Raw genomic sequence first — 21,142 nt, forward strand, 5'->3', positions numbered from 1 at the left:
GCCTCTGTTATGTTTCTTAAACGTGAATAACTCATAAAAATTATCTGTTTGCCCATATTTTTGAAAAAATATATGGAATAAATTTTCTAATATGAAATTTTTAATTGATTTGTAAATACAATACAAAATAGGGATTTGTGACAATGTGTTTGAAATTTCTTGAATTGTAATTATAGAAATAAGGCCTATTGACGTTTCATTTTAAATTCTCGTATTTTTAACCACAGGTCAACTTGATTGGCTGTTATACTTAACTTGTATTCACCGGGTTCTAAATGTATACTTCCCATATTTTGCCATTCAAAATTGTCATGTCCAAAAGTTGCTTTATTGTTTCCTGTCAATTTTTGTTTGTTTTCAAAATTGAATGTTATTGTTCCTGGGTAATATCCCGCTAATTGTGCACTAACATCATAAGTCCCTGCACGGGTTATTATTACTTTGTAATTTATACATCTTCCTGAATACCAATTTATACAAGGTTTGGTTTTGAAATCATCAATAGCCACATTTTCTATTTGTGCCCCTAAGGCATATAGATGGATTATATTATTAATTTCTCTTGTACCTTCATTCAAGTTGGGCTCATTTTTGAACTTGATATCCAACATAGTACACATTTCAGATATTTTAGTTTGAGGTAAGCCAGTTATGTGTAATCCGATACCTTTAATAGCTTCAACCTGAAATGTAAGTTGAGGGTTTTCAGGAAATAGAAGTTCAATTTCATTCGTTGGGTTCATTATGCCTGGTAACCAGAGTTCGCCGCTACCATCCCAATAAAATATGTGATAATACAGATGTTGAATATTGTTTTTTTTACACCACGTAGTTGGTCCATATGGTAAGTTGAATTGTAGTGGGCTTTTTCGGGTTCCATATATTCCATCACTATTTGTATTGATCCATTGTCCAACAGTTTTTAATACTGATTGGCTTTCTTCAGGAATAGTACCGTCAGCACGTGGTCCTATATTTAGGAGCAAATTACCTCCCAACTTATTTGCTCGTAGTAAACACCATAAAATATATTCTGGTTTTTTCCAATCATTATCAAATTGATTATATCCCCATGAGCTATTCATTGTCATACAAAGTTCTACATTTTCGTATTCTTCGTTTTCATTCATAGATTGTTCTGGAGTTGCAAAGTCTCCTTGATAAAGAGGCAAAGTGGAAATGCGATTGTTTTGAATGATTGTTGAACTTGAATTAATTACTAAAGAGTTACAACGTATTGCAAATTCTTCATACGGATTGTTTGAGTCCCACCAAAATATATCCGGATGGTAACGATTTAATAATTCTGCTACCATTGGATAGGTATATGTTTCCATGTATGACTGATTTTCGATATATGAATATTCTTTCATTTGCAATTCAGGTATGGGACCAATTCCTCCTGGGTGCATCCAATCTCGAGTATGTGAAAAATATATTCCAAATTTGAGACCTGCATTGCGTGTGGCTTCTGCCAAAGGGGCAATTAAGTCGTGATTCCAACGAATGCCTGCTGGTGTGTGTGATATATCCCAATCGGTGACGTCGCTATCCCATAAGCAGAAACCATCATGATGTTTTGTAGTAATGATAATATACTTCATTCCGGCACTCAATGCTAAATCAACAATTGCTTGTGGATCATATTTTTCAGCGGTAAAAGATGAAGCGTATTTGCGGTAAGATTCTCTTGGGATAGAAGCTTCGTATAAAATCCATTCAGCACCGGCTCCTGCTCCGATTTTTACAGAATCCGATTTATCGTTATTACGACCAACACTTTGAAAGTGAATTGACGTACCTTCTACGTTTTTACCAATATATTCTCCTCCTAAGACAGAATATATTCCATAATGAATAAACATTCCATAACGGGCATCGTTCCACCAAGACATGTCAACTTCCCTACTTATCACTTTTCCTCCTTCTGGCTGTTTATATGGTTCTTCGGTTTTACATCCGTTACAAATTATGCATAGCGTAAACGAAATACTGAGGAAAAACTTCAGATATGATATTCCTTGCATTTCTAATGTTTTTTGGCTTTTTTAATATAAGTAGCTATGTCACTGGAAAAACAGTCTGCACCTTTGTCATTCAAATGATCAAAATCGTGGAATAGAAGATTATTTGTGAAATTCGGATTGTTTTGATAAGAGATGAAAGGTATGTCATATTCTTTACATGCATTTTTTATATAGTCAATTGATTTTGAGGTGTTTTTTTCTTTTCTATAAGTCGGACTGTACACAACATATAGGCTTGTGCCTTTCTTTTTACATTCTTTGAGGAATTTATTTAGAGAATGTACTTTTTGTTTATCTAATATTTCATTTTTTAGGAAAGTAATGCTGTCTATTGGCTGCTCCCATATTCCTGTTTGAGCTGTAAAACCGTTCTCACTCACATCTTTTGTTGAAAAATTCAGGTTTCCCATGATAATACGAGCAAATAGAGAATTGTATGGATAGATATGAGAAAGAAATTTATATCTTTCAAATTTGCCTTTTTGATTAACCGTTTCTTTTAAAATAGGATGTTTGGCTACATAAGGGTTTAGAATGGATAGTAGATCATAGGATGCTTCATTTATTGATAACTCATAGTTGTTTACATCCAGAATTATAATTTTGGGAGTATACCTTTGAAGTATCGTATTTAATATCGCTTCATGATACAAAATACCTTGACCGTCATATCCGGCATTGTAGCAAGACAGTTTCAGAGAATCTGAGATAATGTCGGGGTTGTAGTGATGCATTGCCCGGGAGGATCCCATTATAATAACATCATTGGTTTGCTTCTCTATGGCATATGTTATATTGTACAATTTCCCCTGTTTTTGATTAAAATATAAATACTCAAGGAACTTTCCTATACCATAATCTAAAATACATAATACAGCAAACAAGCTTGCGAGCAAAAAGAAAAAACGTGTTTTGCGCATAGAATCGGTATATTAAAATTGAAAATAAATAAATTGCGAACTGTCAAAGACTCCAAACATTAATATCAGGATGGTTATTCCGATATAAGATGAATATCGGATCATTCTGTTAGAATTTTCCAATAAAATATGCCTACTGTTGTTTCTCTCTTGCAAAATATCAGAGCAGATCAGCATCAGTATGAAAAAAGAGCCATAGATGATGGAATCAATGTTGTTGGTAAATAACGGGCCTTTAAATTGGCCTATTTTCTTTATTACCAACAATGAGTCTGACAGGTTGTTGGCTCTAAAGAAAATCCAAGTAAATGTGATGAGGATAAAAGTTATTACTACATTACATATGTTTATGACTTTATTTTTATAGGTGATTTTTTCTTCTTCCATGGCTTTGTTGTTTCTTTTAAATAGCTTTTCTACAATTTGAAACAGGCCGTTCAATGTTCCCCATATCAAAAAAGTCCAATTGGCTCCATGCCATATGCCGCTCACAGAAAATGTGATTAATAAATTAAGACGATTTCGCCCTTTGCTACAACGATTGCCACCTAAGGGTATATATACGTAATCTTTGAACCAGGTAGAAAGAGAAATATGCCATCTTCTCCAAAATTCTGCTACGGACTTTGATAAATAGGGGCGGTTGAAATTAGTCATCAAGTCGAATCCCATGATTTTGGCACATCCTATCGCAATGTTAGAATATCCTCCAAAATCACAATATATTTGAAAAGCAAAAAATATAGATGCTACTATTAGCGAAATACTACTATGGTGTGAAACATTATCATACACACTATTTACATATACAGCTAATCTATCAGATATTACTAATTTCATAAAATATCCCCATAAAATAAGTCTAAAACCTTGTACAGCTTTATCTGTATTAAATGAATGTTTTATATGAAATTGAGGTAGTAGACTTTTTGCGCGTTCGATAGGGCCTGCAACTAACTGGGGGAAGAAAGATACAAATAAAGCATAGATCCAAAAATTAGATTCCGGTTTAATATTTTTTCTATATACATCAATTGTATATCCTATAGCCTGAAATGTATAAAAAGAAATTCCGACAGGTAAAAGTATATTCATCTGTGGAATATTCATTTTTATACCTAATATGACAAAAATGTCATTAATGGAGGCTGATATGAAATTAGCATATTTGAAAATAAAGAGAATACCAAGGTTTATTAATAAGCAAATTACTAATATATTTTTTTTTGTATTTGTTGATTTTTTCTTACTCATCCAAATAGCTGATGCCCATGTTACGATTGAAGAAAATAGAATGAGTATACCATACGTAGGATTCCAGTTCATATAAAAATAATAACTGGCTATAAGCAGAAATATATTTCTATATTTAAAAGGTAATATCCAATAGATAATACAGACGATTGGGAAAAATAATATAAAAGCAAATGAATTAAACAACATAATTATTAATATATTAGTGCTATATTGTATTTAAGTCAAAATAAAATTGGTCGTAATTGCTAACTTAGTCAATATAGTAAACACGTATTATGATTTTCCCTGAGCCTATTTTATTACATAAACAATTAATTTTTAAATGTCTATATTTGGATATGTGATTATTGGTATATATAAATTTTTGATACTCTGTACTTTTTTCCTGTTCAGTTATATAAGATATTTTTTCAGTATTAGTTATTCCATCACAAAAAGAAATATTGATTCCTGTATCATTTGAACTGTTTTCAGTATATGATATATATATGGCAAATGGAGTATTTAATGAATTTACGACTGACATACATCTCGCATTAAAAACTTTTCCAGATGATAAATCTATTTCTTCGCTTTCGTAATAATAATCTGTTGTAATTTTTTTTAGTCTTTCTGGATAATCAATATATAATGGTAGATTTATGTTGTTGATTGTATTATTTTTGAATACAATATCATCACATGAACTAAGTTTAGAAAATGTATATATGCCACTTCCGGCTATATGTGGTGAATACAACTGTTCTTGGATATATTTATTGTTTAAAATCTCAAGAAGATTAATACTATTTATTGATGTAGCGCTACCTAAAGCATATATAGCAATGGCACCTGGTACTTGTTCTAGTGGATTGTAATTATTATTCTGCCATGATTTATAATCTGGTTTAATATTGAATTGGTGTAGGTCTATTATTGTATTTTGTATTATTGATATTAATTCAAAGTTTCCAATATAAGGTTCACATTGAAGAAAGGCATTACCACATCTTATAGAAACATTATTTTGTATATTACAGATTAATTTTAAGTTACTTGGATTGTCATTATCATTGTCTATTTCATCACAAGAAATATACATACACACAAAGCACTCTTCAAAATAATTATTAAGTATACTAAATAGCTTTACATTTTTACCGCTAATAGCACTTCTGCAACCATAAAAACTACAATTATTTATTTTTATATCATTGTAATTTTTAAAACTAACAATACCTTGATTGTCATAAAAACGGCACTCTGATATCTGTGTTTTTTTAGAGGTATTTGATGGGTTTATTGCAATACCTAACGGACGGTTTTTAAAAAGACATTTAGATATGTTAATGTTCTCACTAAAGGTTAAATCAATATGGTCGTTTATATTAGTATCGTCATCCCCATATCCTTCATAAATTGAATTAATGATGTTTGCATATTTAATATGAACTAATGACTGTTGTACATTCCAGCCTTTTATATAATTATTTTCCGATAAAACGTTTTTGCAATACGACAACTGAATAGCTTCACCTACTCCATTAATATTGTAAAAACGACAACCTCGTATTATAATTGATGATTTAAATATTTGTGAATCATATAATTGCATGACTCCATTCCTTCTAGGATAATTTATAACTATATTTTCGATGAGTGTATTATCTGCCAAATATTCAATACCATTATAAAGACCAGCATAGAGCCAAAAAGAGTCTTGTACAGAATTGGATATTTTTCCATTTCGAAATATATTATTATTCCCATATACTGCAAACGTATGACCTCCATTTGAAATAGAAATACTTTCAGAATTACCGTCAATTATAAAATTTTCAATAATACAATTATTTGCATAAATAGTGAAAAAATTTTTACTGTAACCAAGTGATAAACAGATTAAGTGACTTCCATTAAAATCAATATAGCATTGTTTGGTAATGTCTATATTTGAGAATAAATAATTCATATTTGGAAATGATATTTTATTATAACAATGAGCGTTTGCGAATAAGTATCTAATAGCAAAAGTATCATCGGTCTCTCCGTCTCCAATTGCCCCAAACCATTGAGGATAAGCTTCACTTATAATCCACTTCCCGTTAAGATTTATATTGCCAGAAAAACAGCGATATAACCCACATTTAATTTTTGTATAATTACCTGTTAATGTACCTTCAATGACTAATAATCCACCAGTAAACATTAAAATACAATCATTTGGCATTGTAAAGTTGTTAACTGGAAAAATATCTTTTATTTCATAAATAGTATGTGATTGTATTACTTGACTAGCGAAAGATAAATCTTTGGATAGTAATTTATAATTGTATTCCATGATTTCTTTTATTTAGTCGTCCCTTAAAAAGTATTTTATTATCTGATATTCAACAATATAATTATCAAACTTCTATTGTAAATCTGCAAGTTTTCGTATCTTTGGGTATTGAAACTTGCAGATTTTTATGATAAATACAACTCCATCTTCTCCGTCTCTGTTCTCATCCCTGGATGATTTACTAAACCAGCAACATCCTTTGTATAAACTCTCTCACAAGATAAACTGGTGCGTATTTGAAAACTCCTTCACGCCTCTTTACTGCTCAGACAATGGCCGTCCGGCTAAACCGATCCGTTTAATGTGTGGCTTGCTGATTCTCAAACATCTGCGCAACATCTCTGATGAGTCTGTAGTTGAACAATGGAGTGAGAACGCCTATTTTCAGTACTTCTGCGGTATGCATGAGTTTGTGCCCTCTTTCCCTTGCGCCTCATCCGAGCTTGTGCATTTTCGCAAACGGATAGGTGAGAAAGGCATGGAACTTATTCTTTCTGAAAGCATCCGTGTGAATGATGACAAGAGTGATGATGACCATCATGCCACCGCCTTTATAGACTCTACCGTACAGGAAAAGAATGTGACTTATCCCACAGATGCAAAATTGCACAAAAAGATAATTGGTAAAGTATTGAAAATTGTAAAAGAACTCAATCTTCCCATGCGGCAATCATACACCTTTGTTTTGAAAGGTATTTATCGGGATCAACGTTTTCGTAATCATCCCAAGAACCGGAGGAAAGCCATAAAAGCCGATAAACGTTTACGCACGATTGCCGGGCGTCTGGTCAGAGAACTGGAGCGTAACTTAGGGCAGAATCGTCAACATGATGAATTGCTATCCATCTTTAAGAAGATACTCTTACAACGCCGTAACTCCTCCCATAAGATTTATTCAATTCATGAACCTGAGGTTCAGTGCATCAGTAAAGGCAAAGAACAAAAGAAATACGAGTTCGGGAACAAAGTCTCCATCATACGCTCTGCCACGGGCGTCATACTTGGTGCCAGCTCTTTCCGCAATGAATACGATGGGCATACGATCCAAAAGAGTCTGGAGCAAGTACGCAGGTTGACGGGTAAAAGCATCAGACGATTAGCCGGAGACAGGGGTTATCGGGGTAGGAAAGAAATAGACGGGACACAAATACTTATTCCCAATGCGCCAAGAGCTAAAGATACATACTACCAACGGAAAAAGAAACATAAGTTATTTTGCAAGCGGGCAGGAATAGAACCAACTATCGGACATCTAAAGGCTGATTATCGTCTAGGACGAAACTTTTATAAAGGATTAGTGGGAGATGCTATCAATGTTATATTAGCAGCGGCTGCATATAACTTCAAAAGAGCCATGAAGGTTCTTATGTGGCTATTGGAAAAAATCAGCGAAACACTCATAAAAGAGAATCTTTCGCTGAAATATACTTTTTAAGGGACGACTATTTAATAGAGTTAATGTGGATTTATTTTTGTATTTGCATGCACACATATGAAATTTATTTTTTATGAAGTCCAATATGTTTACGATACTCAATGTATGCTTTGTAGTTTCTGTCTAGTTTTAATTGAGTATTTCCAATAAATAACGAGTTTTTGTTAATGTTTAGTTGTCTACACGCACAAGCCTCATAGATGCAAAATTTAATGGACTACCTCCTACTCTTTTGAAAATAATTTCTTGTTTTCCAGATTTAATATACATACTACCGACTTTCATTTCTTGATAATCATCATAACCTCTAGTAGTAGGATATTGGAAATATATATACGCATTGTCATCACCTTCAATTCTCATTTCCAATTCTCCTGGTCCACCATTAGATATGGTAACATAAATATCATATTTTGCAGGATCTTCAACTTTTAATAACCATCCTAAATCGGGCCACAAATTAATCCAAGAATTATAATTTACAGGACCAGATTCAAATCCGCTCATCATCAATCCTCCTTCAGCTAAAGCTGACATAGCATAAAGGTCAGTTTCTTTCATTTTACTACTAATTGGAAAACCTTCATCAATCATAATTGAATTAAACGTAACTTTAACAACTTCTCCTTTTTCTACTCCCATAAATCTATAACCATTGGGAATAGCTTCATATTTTATGTCTCTACCATTTAGCGTTTTTGCACAAAGAATGGGAGAATTCACCCCATATAGTTCAATTTTATCTCCAACGTAGTAATGTAGATATAAAGAATTTCCTTTTCTGGTAACTCGCCCAAAATCTTGTCCATAAATGAAACCACTGTGTTCCGACCCATAAATTGATTCACCATTTGTCCTAATATAGTCTCCGATTTCGTTAAGCATCTTCAATGCATCGGGATGTAAACTGCCATCTCCTTTCGGAGATATATTTAACAGTAAATTCCCTCCCTTCGAGACAGTATTAATAATTTCGTGTAAAAGCTCTAATCTTGTTTTTTTGCTATCAACATAATCACTGTACCCCCATGAACTATCCATTGCAATACAAAGTTCATAAGGTCTTTTAGGTATTTGCACTATAACTCCTTCCGGAGTTTCAAAATCTCCATTAGCAAGAGTTGATAATCTATCATTTTGGAGTATTTTTCTACTATAGTTTTTATGTTGAACTAAAGTATTATACATTTTATCGGTAAATTCTTGACTGGTATTTATTTTAGGTATATCCCACCAAAATACATCCAAGATTTCACCATAACGATCCATCATTTCAGATATTACTTTACATGTATGATCAATATACGATCGATTTGCTTCAATATCATATTTACCTCCATACAGTTGAGGTATCTCCCCTAGACTGCCTTCTTGCATCCAGTCTAAATTTTGTGAGAAATAAAACCCAACTTTTAGGCCTTTTGATTTTGCCGCAGTAAATAATTCCATTATTAAATCACGGCCGTTTGCTCCTGACATGGTTGTACACCAATCAGATTGTACTTCGGATGGATAAAGTAGGAATCCTTCATGGTGTTTTATAGTGATGATGATATATTTCATTCCGGTTTCTTGAGCTAAAGATGCGATTTCGTTACCTTCAAAAGCACTTGCTGTGAATTTGTCTGCTTGTTGTTTGTATGACTCTCTGGGGATTCCAGCTCTACTTAAAATCCATTCCCCACCCCAGCCACATAGGTAGGGAGAAGCTTCTGTGTATTCTGTTCCATATAGGGAAGGGCCTACATATTTACCTGCCATACCCGAATAAACACCCCAGTGGATGAACATTCCAAATTTAGCGTCATTAAACCAATTTAATCTTGTATCTGGAGGAGATATTTCGATTGGGTCATGGGTGCAACCGATACTAAGTAATGATAATAACAATGAAGCGATGATAATTTTTTTCATATTATTGATATGTGTTAATTTTGAGAATAAAGAATTAGTAATGTCCTTTTATTCTTTTTATAATTAGACGTTTGGCAGATAAAAGATAGCGAAATAGATAATCTTTTATTCTTAGATTTCCATAGGATAAAGCGTCTATAGTCGTTACTCTATCTTTATTATTTGCAAGAAAACAATCTAATGAATTTATTTCGTTTATATCACCAACTTCCGGATGTAAACAGATTGTCCAAAGCCCAAAAGGCCTGGAACGAAAACTCCATGATTGCATGGGAATCCATTTAAAACCATAAGCTAAATAGGGTTTTAAGGCAAAACCGTCACTGATGGTTGTAATATCAGTGGCTTCTTTCAATGCCTTTAGTGTATTATGATCTAATGTATGTGACGGGGCTACAAAAACGGTGGGATTTAGTCCGTTTTTGTTGAAAATTTCTTTTGCTTTTCTTAATTTCTCTATTTGCCGGTCATAGGGGATACCGGCAAATTCGCTAACTTTAGGCATGGTATTTAACATACCTGAGTTTTTTGATAAATATAAATGTTCATGGCCATGCATAGCTATACACCAACCCTTTTTTTCCCATTCTTTTACCAACTTCCAAAAGTCGGGAATTTGAGGATGATTTAGAAATTCTTGACTTTTATTGTCCGGTATTACTGCTATAATGGGTTTCACATTGTATTTGTCAAACAAATCAAAGTATTTTTGCCATTTCTCGATAGAGAATGTTTCGCAAGCATCATCAAGCCTAATTAAATATTTAGCTTTACTTTTCATCCCATGTTATTTAAAGTTGTACATGTAATATTAATAACGCTTATTATGGCTTATTATTGTTTCATTGAATATTTTCGTTAGCTTCTCTAAATGAGACTTTTCCGAATAGTTTTTCTGAAAGAAAGCATTGCATTTTTTTGATTTTTCAAGAATGGATGCGGGATGTTCCAAAACAGCCTGCATCACTTGTTTCAAAGAGTTAAGGGATAGGGCTGTATATTTGAATGAGACGTTGTCATCTACTGTATAAGAAAAAGAACCGAAATCTGGCACAATGACTGGTCTTTGGAAATAAATTGATTCTATCAAAGTATTTGGCAGATTTTCATATATTCTGCTGGGCAGAACGACTACGTTGGCGTTTTTATATGCACTGAAGATGTTCCCGTCGTTTCTGAAAGGTTCAAAAGTGATGTATTTTTCCAATTGTTTCTCTGATATGAGTCGTTTCACTTTTTCTTGTTCCTGAATACTCACACCTCCTACTATGTTCAGTAAGAAATTGGAATAATTTTGTTTCAATGAGGCTAAGACTTCCAGCAAATCATAAAGTCCTTTTTTTTCATCTAAGGTACCTATAAATAAGAATTTTATTTTATCAGAAAGGACATTCTCACTTCGCTGGCGAACCGTTTCCTCCGTTTCATGAAAAAAGGTTGGGAGTAACTTCAATTTATTGGCTGCGTATCCATCCTTGTGCATCTGAATTCTCATGAATTCGTTGGTACAGATAAAATTAGATATTTTATTATCCATGTGGAGCTTTTGGTGTAAAAGGATGGATAAATATCGCATTAACGAGAAGAGCGTACTGCCTTTCATACATCTATGGGTAAAGCAGTTTTTTTTAGATCCTTTCACACAATTGTCACATACATGCCCGTCTCTATATAGGTGGGCAGCACCACATATGCTGTTGTAGTCAGACAGCCTATTTACAATAGGAATGTTCAATTCAGCACAAGCATCGATAACACTGGGAGAAAGTGTACGTTTATATGCTAATAGATAACAAATATCCGGCCGAGTGTCTTTAATAAGCTTTTTAAGTTTTTTCTTGACTCTAAAGGAGTAGAACTCACGGAAAATCAGATCCCAATAAACTTTAATGTTTTTGGGATAGTTATCCATATATACACTATCAGAATGCCCTATATTCTCAGCAAAATAACTTTCGTATTTAGAGCTTATATTGTGAGATGTTTTGATACTGAAAGGGATTATTTCACAGCCTCTTTTTTCAAGAGCACTCTTTATATTGAATAAATATCGTTCCGGGCCTCCGGTTATGAAATAACGATAATGGACAATTAATATTTTCATCGGATTAAATCATTATAAGAATTGAGATAACATTGAGCTGAATGCGAGATGTTAAAATAAGTATTTACCCGTTCTGATGCTTTCTTTATTTTAATATTATCAGTAAGAGGGTTGTTTATGATGTTTTCTATTTTGGCAGTTAAGTCTGCAAGGTTTCCTGCTTCAAAGTAGTCGCCACACTCCCCTTCATTGATGACTTCCATTGGACCTGCAAGGTTAGAAACCAATACAGGAACATGGGCAGCCATGGCTTCGATGATTGTAAGACCGAATCCTTCAAACAGGGAGGGCTGTACCAACAGATCGTATTTATGCAGATTGGTATAAATTTCATTTCGGGATTTTTCTCCTAAAAAGAAGATTTTCTGTTCAATACCTAATTTATCAGTTATTTTTTTTAAATAGTCATAAGATTTCCCTTTGCCAACTATGTATAACTCTATGTCATGTCCCTTTTTTATTACCTCTGAAACAGCTTGAATAAGTAAATCTTGTCCTTTGATATCTTTGTCTAAACGTCCTATTTGAATAACTCGGAAAGGAGCACCGGGAGGAGATTTTCTTTTTTCTATAAAATCGGGGAATATCCCATTATAAATGACTTGGGCTTCAATTCCTGCTTGTTCTTTGATGTATTCTTTTACAGCATTGGATACTGCAAATACTTTATCGTATTTTTTTATATCTGATAATTTGGATTGTACATTATGCAAAGTAAAACATAGTTTTGCTTTTGTGAAAAAGAGCATTTTTACTATATTTACATCATGACAATGAATGATTTGTGGGGATATCTTCAGTAAATAGTAATACAGTTTTATAAATGCGAATATATCATGGCTTCCCGGAATGCGGTTTAATCGAATTATTCGTATGTCTTTATGAATAGAATTTAAAAGTTCCTGATTGAACAAGTTATTGATAATAATCAATGATACCTTTTCGGTTTTGACTTGTTCGTTTAAAATATCGACAAGCATACTTTCGGTTCCTCCACGCAGAAACGAAAATATAATGTGTACTATTACCATGCTGGTTTATTAGTTAATTTTTAAAATAACATGTTTTATATATGCTAACAGAAATCTTGGCTGCTTCCAGATTGTTAAAAACCAAAGTTTCTTTTTTCCATCGATAAATAATTTATAATCAGGGAATAGATCTTCTATTTTATGATATTTATTATCATAGTATATTACTTTATAATTTATTACTTTTTTGCCGGGACGTAAATATAATAAATCCAGTAAATCATAACCTCCGTACCTCATCATTAACATTGTGTATTCTAACTTTTGGCAAAAACGATTGCTGCTTAATTTGGTAGAACCTTCATTTAGGAAAAAACCCATATTTCCTTCACATTTTTTTATTGGAAATTGGCGTACTACTCTTATCTGAAAGTCCAAATCTGCAACTAACCGGAATTGTTCGTCAAAATAGCCAATAGATTTATGGATGCTTCTTCTCCACATTGGAAAACATCCAATATGGTGGTTTCTATAAAAAGCTGAGTTCTGATAAGAAAATTCTGGTTCGGCGCAGAGTCTTCCTATACTGTCTCCATATTTTTCCGTTTCAATACAATCACCATAGGTCATTGCTACTTCCGGATTATTGTCCAATAAAACGGATTGCCGGTATAGAGAATCGGGGGTACGTATGTCATCTACATTCCATATAGCTATATAATTACTGGTCGCTAATTTTACTCCACGATTCCATGTGGCATAAAGACTTTCACGATTAGGGATAATTATATGCTGGATAAAAGAATATTTGGGTAGGTGCTTTTCTATGATAACTAACTCTTGTGGCGTAGGAGCATTATGTAACAATAAGACTTTTAATTGTTCTTTGTGCTCTAACTGTGAGAGTTCCTGAAAATAACTTTCAAGAAATAACTCGCAATTATATAATGAGGTTAAAACAGTGATTTTTTCCATACACATAGATACAAAAAAATTATGGTTTCCATTTAATATTGTGTTTTATTATTTTGGCAGGATTTCCTGCTATCAGAGCGTTGGGTTCATTGAAAATCCCTCTTACTACAGAGTTGGCAGCTATCACACATCCTTCGGGGATTTTTGTTCCTTTATAGATACTGACATTACAACCTATCCAGACATGATTTCCAATATTAATTTTAGGGTCAATCGGAGGTTTATTTTCATAATTAATTTCATGGAAATCATTGTCTAAGAATTGGCACCCCCAAGAAATCGAACAATCGTCTCCTATTTCTACGCCATGTGAGATGATAAATGTGGAGTTTATATTAGTAAACCCACCTTTACCTATCTTTAAAGTAGCCCCCTCTGAGATATCCAAGCGGCAACCACGACCAATCAGATAGGGCCCTTCGATGATTAATTTTCCTTTCAAATTTAAAAAGGTTTTATCCGACTTCAAACTAGTACCAACATAAGCTGTGCCTATATACAAACTGTTATGCGTAATGATATTTTCTATTCCCTGTATCTTTACTTTAGGGTGAGCAATAATATCAAGCTTATAGAAAATTTTGTAATATATAAGCCGAAAGAGAACACAATAGAAATTTGACTCCGACTTTTTACAAATGCTATATAATTGAAATATTTTATTCTTCATTTTCATTATTGGTCAGATTGGGATTATTCTTTTCTAAAGTCATATCAAAAAACATGAGGGGAAAAACAAGCATATATACATAATATAATTGGTTTGAAGTTATTGATGTAAATAATAGTAAAAGCAAATACAAAAAGGTTGATAAGGCATAACGTACTTTTCTATGTTTATAATAGAATATCATGATTGAAATATATATCGTTAAATATATTAAAGTACCAATAATTCCATAGCGTATAATTAGGTTAGACCATGCAATATCTGATGTCTCTAATTGTACGATCTCTCCTGTCTTTTCATTTTCAAGGCCAACGATGAAATCAAATTTTTTGTTAGTGTAATTTGATTCTTCCGCCATCAATCCACTACCGAATGCTGTTTCTATAGGTTTTTCTAAGATATGCATATATCTTTCATAAAAGTGTGCTATTCTGAACAATAAAGTAGATTCCTCACCTAATTCAATTTCTTCAATATCCACAAATTCACCGGTAGTTACACTATTTATATCATTCATCGTTCTACTTGCTAACTGAGCTCCCATAACTGCAACCAAAGGGATTACACATAGTAATAACATAGGAAGATAATTTATGAATTGTTTTATTTTTCCCATTTTCAGGAAAAGTCCTAATATTAAAATGAGAATAAAAGAAATGGTTAGCGAACGGTGTAACGGCATATATACGCACACAATACATATTAATGCTGATATATATTTGTATTTGCCAGTAAATGGATTATTGAATATTCCGTAAAATACAAAAAAATAGAGCATTAACGGCGAATTATAGAAACGCGTAATCAATTTTGCAGATTTATGACTTTCGGCTCCAATGAGCAATGCGATTCCTGTAAAACCCTGAATAGTGAATAATATAGATTGAAATATTACTATACAAAAAAGAATTTTCAAGATAGAAGAAATTTCTTCCTTTGTTAGCCTTCTCAATACGAAGTAGGATAAGGCAAATAAATAGTAACGGGAGGTACGGATGATTTCAACAAATGGAATATGATAGGTATAATAACTAATTCCTATCAGGCACACAATAAAGAGTAAATACCCTCCTAATAATAAGGCCAATTTATTAATAGGAATGAAGTCTTTAGTATTAATTATGCCATATATAAATAAAATGATAATATATAATAGAGCAAAGTCGGTAGATTTACTGATTCCCATACCTGTTTCGAAGAACTTTTCTGGTATAATTTGAAAACCGTCAAAAAGAAAAAAGAAAAAAAGAATGGTGGATAGTATCCTTTTACCACTTAGGTATAGAATTATACTTACGATTAATATAGGGATAAACAGCATAATAATTATATTATCTTATAAATACGATTAGCAATTTTACTATCGGAAAAATATCTTGTTAAATCATCAATAGTTACAATCCTTAGATGCTTGTATATCCATATGGTCATAACTGGAATACTTATAGAGATGAATAATAGTTTTAAAATATCAGAGCTAATATAAAATTTCAAAAAATAAATAACCATGAATATTGAGATTAGAATAAGTATTTTTAGTATGTATGAACGGTTCATTTGGTAATGAATGGCTAAATATTTTTTTTGATAATAAAGCCCTAATAGATAACTGACAAAATACGAAAGAATGTTAGAAATAATAATTGTGTATTCATTTGTAAATTTATAAAGCATAAAAAATACACAAATATTAATGACGACAGAAAGTGATTGAAAAACAACGGTTTTACCCGGATGGCCTTTAGCAGTTAGATATATATATATAGGTAAAGTCAATGGTGAAAATATTAAATATGGAACAACTAAGCCTATGATAAAGATGGTATAATTGAAAATATCGGTACGAAGCCATAAACTAACAATCTCTTCACATCCGACAGATAACATACCACAAACAGGCAATACTAAAAGAAACAGTTTAGAAGTTAAGTCTTTTATTAATTTGGCCATTGATTGTTTATCTGTTAACTGAGATAAGTATGGAAGCAATGGCATCGTTAACTTAGAAAATATACTTGTTAATTGGACTCTTACTTTTAATGCAATTTCAAGATAAGCAACCACATGCATTCCAAAAATGTTTGATACTATTATTTTAAATAGAGGTTCGTTACAAAAACCTATAAGACCGGAGGTATATACTTTACCTCCAAACAATAACTGTTTTTTGGCTACAGGAATAAATTGTTGTCGAAGCTTATAAGGCTTTATAGGCCCCCAGTAGACGTAAAAGGAACCAATTACAAATAGAAACCAACTAGCGGCTGCTGTAAATACAGCCCAACCGATGCTTTCAAGGTCATATCCCAAACTCGTTACACATATAATTCCTCCCCAATAAATAATACTATAGATTAATTGAGCAAAATTAGTAAGGTATATTTTTTGCAAAGCATCAAGTACTGCTGTGAGAATTTGTCCTACAATTAATAAAAAGTTAGAAATTAGGAGTGAAAATAGTAATGTTTTTGTCTGTTCATAATATTGTATTGGGATATTTAATACATCTATTAGTAGAAATCGATTAAGTATGAAAGCTAATATTGTAATAGGTATGATTATAACCCCAATAATTAATAATGAAGAAAAAATATCATTCTCTGAATCCGGACATTTACCTTGTTCAGAAATATATTTTATTAGTGAAGTATTTAATCCCAAGTTTGCGAATATATTCAGATTCCCGATTACAGACACAATAGCAAATACTCCATATAATTCGACTCCTAATTTATTGATAAAAACAGGAATACATATAAAAGTAAGTAGTGCAGTTATAATAAGCTGCACTAACCCACTTAGAGAATTATTTATCAATGTCTTTTTGGTAACCATAATAATATCTGTTAAAATATCAGATTGATCGTTTTCTATAGAATACAGATATGAATATCATGGCCAAAATTCCTCCAATTACTATTGCTATAAACATACATTTTAATGGTTTAGGACTAAGTGGTTCTACCAAATTATATGCATGGTCGACTATTCGCATTTTGGGAGTAGTTATAGCAGATTTTATTGCATTTTCCTCTTTTTGTTGTAACATAAAAACAAACATTTCTTGTTTTAAATATTGTTGTCTTTTCATTGTTACAAATTCCCTTTCTTGGGTCGGCATGTTTTTTATCCTACTATAAAATTCATTTTCTTGCTGCCTTAAATCATTTCGAGTAAATTCAATACCTTCTTTAATACTCTTTATTGTTGCCATGACACTTGCATGTGTTGCTTCAATTTGTTCATTCAACAGATTCACTGTTGGGTTACCCTCATGAGTTGAACGTAGCAACTTTAGTCTTTCTAATAATAAGCCATTGTATTTTTGTAACACCTCTACTCCATTTTTGTCGGCAATACCTAAAGTCATAGGAATCATTGCATATTTATTATTTGGATCCTTTAAAAAGGCATCAATTGTTGATATAACAGAATACTGTGTTTCTACTTCAATCATTTTTTCTTTAAAATCGCCATTCTTCTCAATTAAAATTTTGGCTTCAGCTGTTATATCTGTTAGTTTATTTTGGGTTTTATAAACTTCTATATCTTTTTCTACTTTCTCTAAATCGTCTGAAATTAATTTTACACGATCATTGAAAAACACTTCCATTTCTTTTGCATATGCGCGCTTGTCACTAAGTTCTCGTTCATTATACTTACTAATAAGAGTATTAAGTATGTCTTTACCTCTGTTTATGTTGCTCTCATCAATACCTAATGATATTATATCAGCCTTTTTGGTAACAAGATCTATCAGGATTCTTTCTGTAAGTATTTCTGCTATATATCCGTAACCGGTATAAATAATTTTCATGGATATACTTTTATCAGCTTTATAGAATTGAGTGGTGTTAATTAAGAAATCACCAAAGATTGTGGGTATTTTTGCTGGAAATGATGCTTCTTTTACTTCTGCTATTTTCTTTCTACCTAAATATGTTTTGATATTTACTTTACTTTCCTCATTTACTTCTACATTGAATTTTAATGCAATTGAGAGAGTATCAGCTATCGGCAACATCGGTTTTAATTCCAAAGGAGAATTGTTATAACAGTCTACGTTTTTAGGAAATTTTTTGATAGTATATATTGTGTTTAGACCAAGAGTTTCGGCTACATTTGACAATAATGTATAAGACCTAAGGGTTTCCATGTCATTATAAATACTACCGTTTGACCCTCCTAACAGTCCGCCAAAGCTTGTGTTTTTCAATAAAGCAGCTTGTATACCACCGACCTTCTCTTCTTCACCTTTTATTTTGGCTTCAACATGGAATATTGGGCTTGCGATTTTTAAATATACAAATACTAATATGGCACAAACCGTAATTGAAATAACAAAAACATACCAATGTTTTATATATTTTTTTAAAATGTTGGTAAAGTCAACAACTTCTTCTTGTTTCATTTTTATTGTATGTAAAAATTAGTTTTTTTAAGATAAATATACGTACCATTATTTTATAAACAGAGCGATACATAATGAAGCTATCGTGGCAACTACACTTGTAATTGTAGAAGCTACTGATATATTGAATTGCTTTCTTGAGTCTATTTTCGAAGAATTTTGTTTAGCCTCATTAGGTTCAATATAGATTATATCATTTTGTTTTAAATAAAAATAAGGAGAAGAAAACAAATCGGAAGAAGTCAAATCAAATCGATAAAAATCTTTTTTCATTCCATTTTCACGAATTAATAATGCATTATTTCGCATACCGTTAATAGTTAAATCACCTGCTAAACTGATTGCATCTAAAATCGTAATACGTTCACCACTAACTGACTTGGTACCAGGAGCATTTACTTCACCTAAAACGGATATTTTAAAATTTATAATTTGTACATTTACCAACGGTTCTTTTACATAAACCTTTACCTTTTCTTTTATATAGTCAGCCAATTCTATTCGGGTCAATCCGCTAGCTTTAATTCTTCCCAGCACGGGAAAATCGATATTTCCATGATTATCAACTAGATAGGTTTGCATTACGGGAGTTGTTGATAATTCAGTGTTACCAGGAGTTAAGTAGGTGGTTGCAGGCAGATTGAATATAGCTACAGCATTAGGGTCTATGCTTGAAACGGCTATTGTTAGTAAATCTGCTGGTCGAATTGTAATTTCATAGCTAGATGAATCCGATATTATTGAACGAATTTTTGTATCATTTTTTGTGTCTTGAAAATAAGTGATTGAATGAGGTGTTTTACATGATACAAATAGAGTTAGTGCAAAAAGCAACACTAAAAATTTAGAATCCCTAAAAAAGAGTTTACTCATAATTCTGAATATTCTTAAAGTATATATAAATAGTTAATCAAGCTGTGTATATACCATAGCTTTTTAATTTAACGGTTCTATTGGTTTTTTATTGCTTAAGCTTTTACTATTTAAAGTATATTGACAAAACGACAATGAGAAGGCTGATCCTCGTAATATCCAAATACCGAGAATGTTCATGGTAGTAAACTGCGGACAATCCTCTTTCTTTGAATTAATAATATTTTCAATGTATTTTTCAAAAACATTCATGTATATTTGCATAAAATTTTAATTTGCAATTTCAATGATATGAAAATACTTGTAACTGGTGGGGCAGGCTTTATTGGTTCAAACCTGTGTGAGGCATTACTGAAGAAGGGTAATCAAATTGTCTGTTTGGATAACTTCTCAACTGGTAAGATTGAAAACATATTACCACTGCTCCGTGATTATTCTTCAAACTTTAAGTTAGTTGTGGGCGATGTATGTAATTATGATGATTGTTCTAAAGCTATTCAAGGAGTGGAATATGTACTTCATGAGGCTGCTTTAGGTTCTGTTCCTCGTTCAATAAAAGATCCGATCACTACTAATCGAGTTAATATAGACGGTTTCTTGAATATGCTTGTTGCTGCGCGCGATGCAGGTATAAAACGGTTTGTTTATGCGGCAAGTTCGTCAACATATGGTAATTCAAAACAATTACCCAAAATTGAGGATGTGATTGGAAAACCTCTTTCTCCATACGCTATTACTAAATATGTGAATGAATTGTATGCAGATGTTTTTGCCCGTACTTATGGAATGGAAACAATTGGCTTGAGATATTTTAATGTTTTTGGTCGTCGTCAAGATCCATTTGGAAGTTATGCAGCTGTGATTCCTTTATTTGTAAAAAAGCTGATGGCTTATGAGAGTCCAATTATTAATGGAGATGGTGAATATAGTCGTGATTTTACTTATATTGACAATGTAATTCAGATGAATCTATTGGCATTGACTACTAGTAACCCGGAAGCTGTTAACCAAGTCTATAATACAGCATATGGAGAGAGGACAACATTGAATCAATTAGTTCATTATTTAAAAGAATTTTTGAGTGAATTTGACCCAAAAATAGCAGAGGTAAAAGTTGTGCATGGTCCCAATAGATTGGGAGATATACCACATTCATTAGCATGTATTGATAAAGCAAAAGATAAGTTGGGCTATGCACCCGAATATAATATGTATAGGGGGTTAAAAGAGGCTGTGAAATGGTACTGGGAAAATATAAAATGAAA

At 32.2% G+C, this 21,142-nt stretch carries 16 protein-coding genes; 2 read left to right on the forward strand and 14 right to left on the reverse strand.

All coding sequences use genetic code 11. The features are described 5' to 3' along the window. Positions 1-185 precede the first annotated feature (185 nt). The 4 genes from K8P02_RS07680 to K8P02_RS07695 form a co-directional block, all read right to left on the reverse strand. A complete protein-coding gene (locus K8P02_RS07680; RefSeq protein WP_025867761.1) occupies positions 186-2,027 on the reverse strand; it encodes an alpha-L-fucosidase in 1,842 nt (613 codons plus the stop codon). A 2-nt stretch (positions 2,028-2,029) separates the two neighbouring features. Further along, entirely contained in the window at positions 2,030-2,947 is a 918-nt protein-coding gene (locus K8P02_RS07685; protein WP_044158373.1) for a hypothetical protein, read from the reverse strand. Between the two features lie 12 nt (positions 2,948-2,959). Further along, positions 2,960-4,273 carry an MBOAT family O-acyltransferase gene (locus K8P02_RS07690; RefSeq protein ID WP_223382193.1) on the reverse strand — a complete coding sequence of 438 codons (1,314 nt, stop codon included), beginning with the start codon at positions 4,271-4,273 and terminating at the stop codon, positions 2,960-2,962. Between the two features lie 181 nt (positions 4,274-4,454). Continuing rightward, positions 4,455-6,524 (reverse strand): right-handed parallel beta-helix repeat-containing protein, encoded by a 2,070-nt coding sequence (locus K8P02_RS07695; protein ID WP_155921468.1) that lies wholly within the window; start codon positions 6,522-6,524, stop codon positions 4,455-4,457. Positions 6,525-6,651: 127 nt separating this feature from the next. Here K8P02_RS07695 and K8P02_RS07700 point away from each other — a divergent pair, with 127 nt between their 5' ends. Beyond that, entirely contained in the window at positions 6,652-7,959 is a 1,308-nt protein-coding gene (locus K8P02_RS07700) for an IS5 family transposase (protein WP_025868356.1), read from the forward strand. Positions 7,960-8,130: 171 nt separating this feature from the next. Here K8P02_RS07700 and K8P02_RS07705 read toward each other — a convergent pair whose 3' ends face one another. The 10 genes from K8P02_RS07705 to K8P02_RS07750 all read right to left on the reverse strand — a co-directional run bounded on the left by K8P02_RS07705 (position 8,131) and on the right by K8P02_RS07750 (position 19,877). Continuing rightward, positions 8,131-9,873, reverse strand: a complete 1,743-nt coding sequence (locus tag K8P02_RS07705) for an alpha-L-fucosidase (RefSeq protein WP_081768162.1) — start codon at positions 9,871-9,873, stop codon at positions 8,131-8,133. A 34-nt stretch (positions 9,874-9,907) separates the two neighbouring features. Further along, complete coding sequence (locus tag K8P02_RS07710; RefSeq protein WP_025868104.1) at positions 9,908-10,654, reverse strand: DUF2334 domain-containing protein; 747 nt, start codon at positions 10,652-10,654, stop codon at positions 9,908-9,910. Positions 10,655-10,684: 30 nt separating this feature from the next. After that, positions 10,685-11,977 carry a glycosyltransferase family 4 protein gene (locus tag K8P02_RS07715; protein ID WP_025868103.1) on the reverse strand — a complete coding sequence of 431 codons (1,293 nt, stop codon included), beginning with the start codon at positions 11,975-11,977 and terminating at the stop codon, positions 10,685-10,687. Then, positions 11,974-13,008, reverse strand: coding sequence for a glycosyltransferase (locus K8P02_RS07720; protein ID WP_025868102.1), 1,035 nt, complete (start codon positions 13,006-13,008; stop codon positions 11,974-11,976). The genes K8P02_RS07715 and K8P02_RS07720 overlap by 4 nt, the downstream gene beginning before the upstream one ends. A 9-nt stretch (positions 13,009-13,017) precedes the next feature. Further along, positions 13,018-13,923, reverse strand: coding sequence for a glycosyltransferase (locus K8P02_RS07725; RefSeq protein WP_025868101.1), 906 nt, complete (start codon positions 13,921-13,923; stop codon positions 13,018-13,020). Positions 13,924-13,942: 19 nt separating this feature from the next. Beyond that, positions 13,943-14,365: an acyltransferase gene (locus K8P02_RS07730; RefSeq protein WP_162173722.1), complete on the reverse strand. Its 423-nt coding sequence runs from the start codon at positions 14,363-14,365 to the stop codon at positions 13,943-13,945. Between the two features lie 217 nt (positions 14,366-14,582). Next, complete coding sequence (locus tag K8P02_RS07735; protein WP_025868099.1) at positions 14,583-15,779, reverse strand: hypothetical protein; 1,197 nt, start codon at positions 15,777-15,779, stop codon at positions 14,583-14,585. A 140-nt stretch (positions 15,780-15,919) separates the two neighbouring features. Beyond that, complete coding sequence (locus K8P02_RS07740) at positions 15,920-17,428, reverse strand: lipopolysaccharide biosynthesis protein (RefSeq protein WP_223382204.1); 1,509 nt, start codon at positions 17,426-17,428, stop codon at positions 15,920-15,922. 19 nt (positions 17,429-17,447) lie between these two features. Then, positions 17,448-19,004: a GumC family protein gene (locus K8P02_RS07745; RefSeq protein ID WP_025868097.1), complete on the reverse strand. Its 1,557-nt coding sequence runs from the start codon at positions 19,002-19,004 to the stop codon at positions 17,448-17,450. Positions 19,005-19,052: 48 nt separating this feature from the next. Beyond that, positions 19,053-19,877 carry a polysaccharide biosynthesis/export family protein gene (locus tag K8P02_RS07750; protein WP_044158554.1) on the reverse strand — a complete coding sequence of 275 codons (825 nt, stop codon included), beginning with the start codon at positions 19,875-19,877 and terminating at the stop codon, positions 19,053-19,055. A gap of 291 nt (positions 19,878-20,168) precedes the next feature. On the opposite strand from K8P02_RS07750, the gene K8P02_RS07755 reads away from it, so the two are divergent. Further along, on the forward strand, positions 20,169-21,140 hold the full coding sequence (locus K8P02_RS07755) for an SDR family oxidoreductase (RefSeq protein WP_195351216.1): 972 nt from the start codon (positions 20,169-20,171) through the stop codon (positions 21,138-21,140). Positions 21,141-21,142: the final 2 nt, after the last annotated feature.

The sequence above is a fragment of the Bacteroides nordii genome (genome assembly GCF_019930665.1).
GTDB lineage: Bacteria > Bacteroidota > Bacteroidia > Bacteroidales > Bacteroidaceae > Bacteroides > Bacteroides nordii.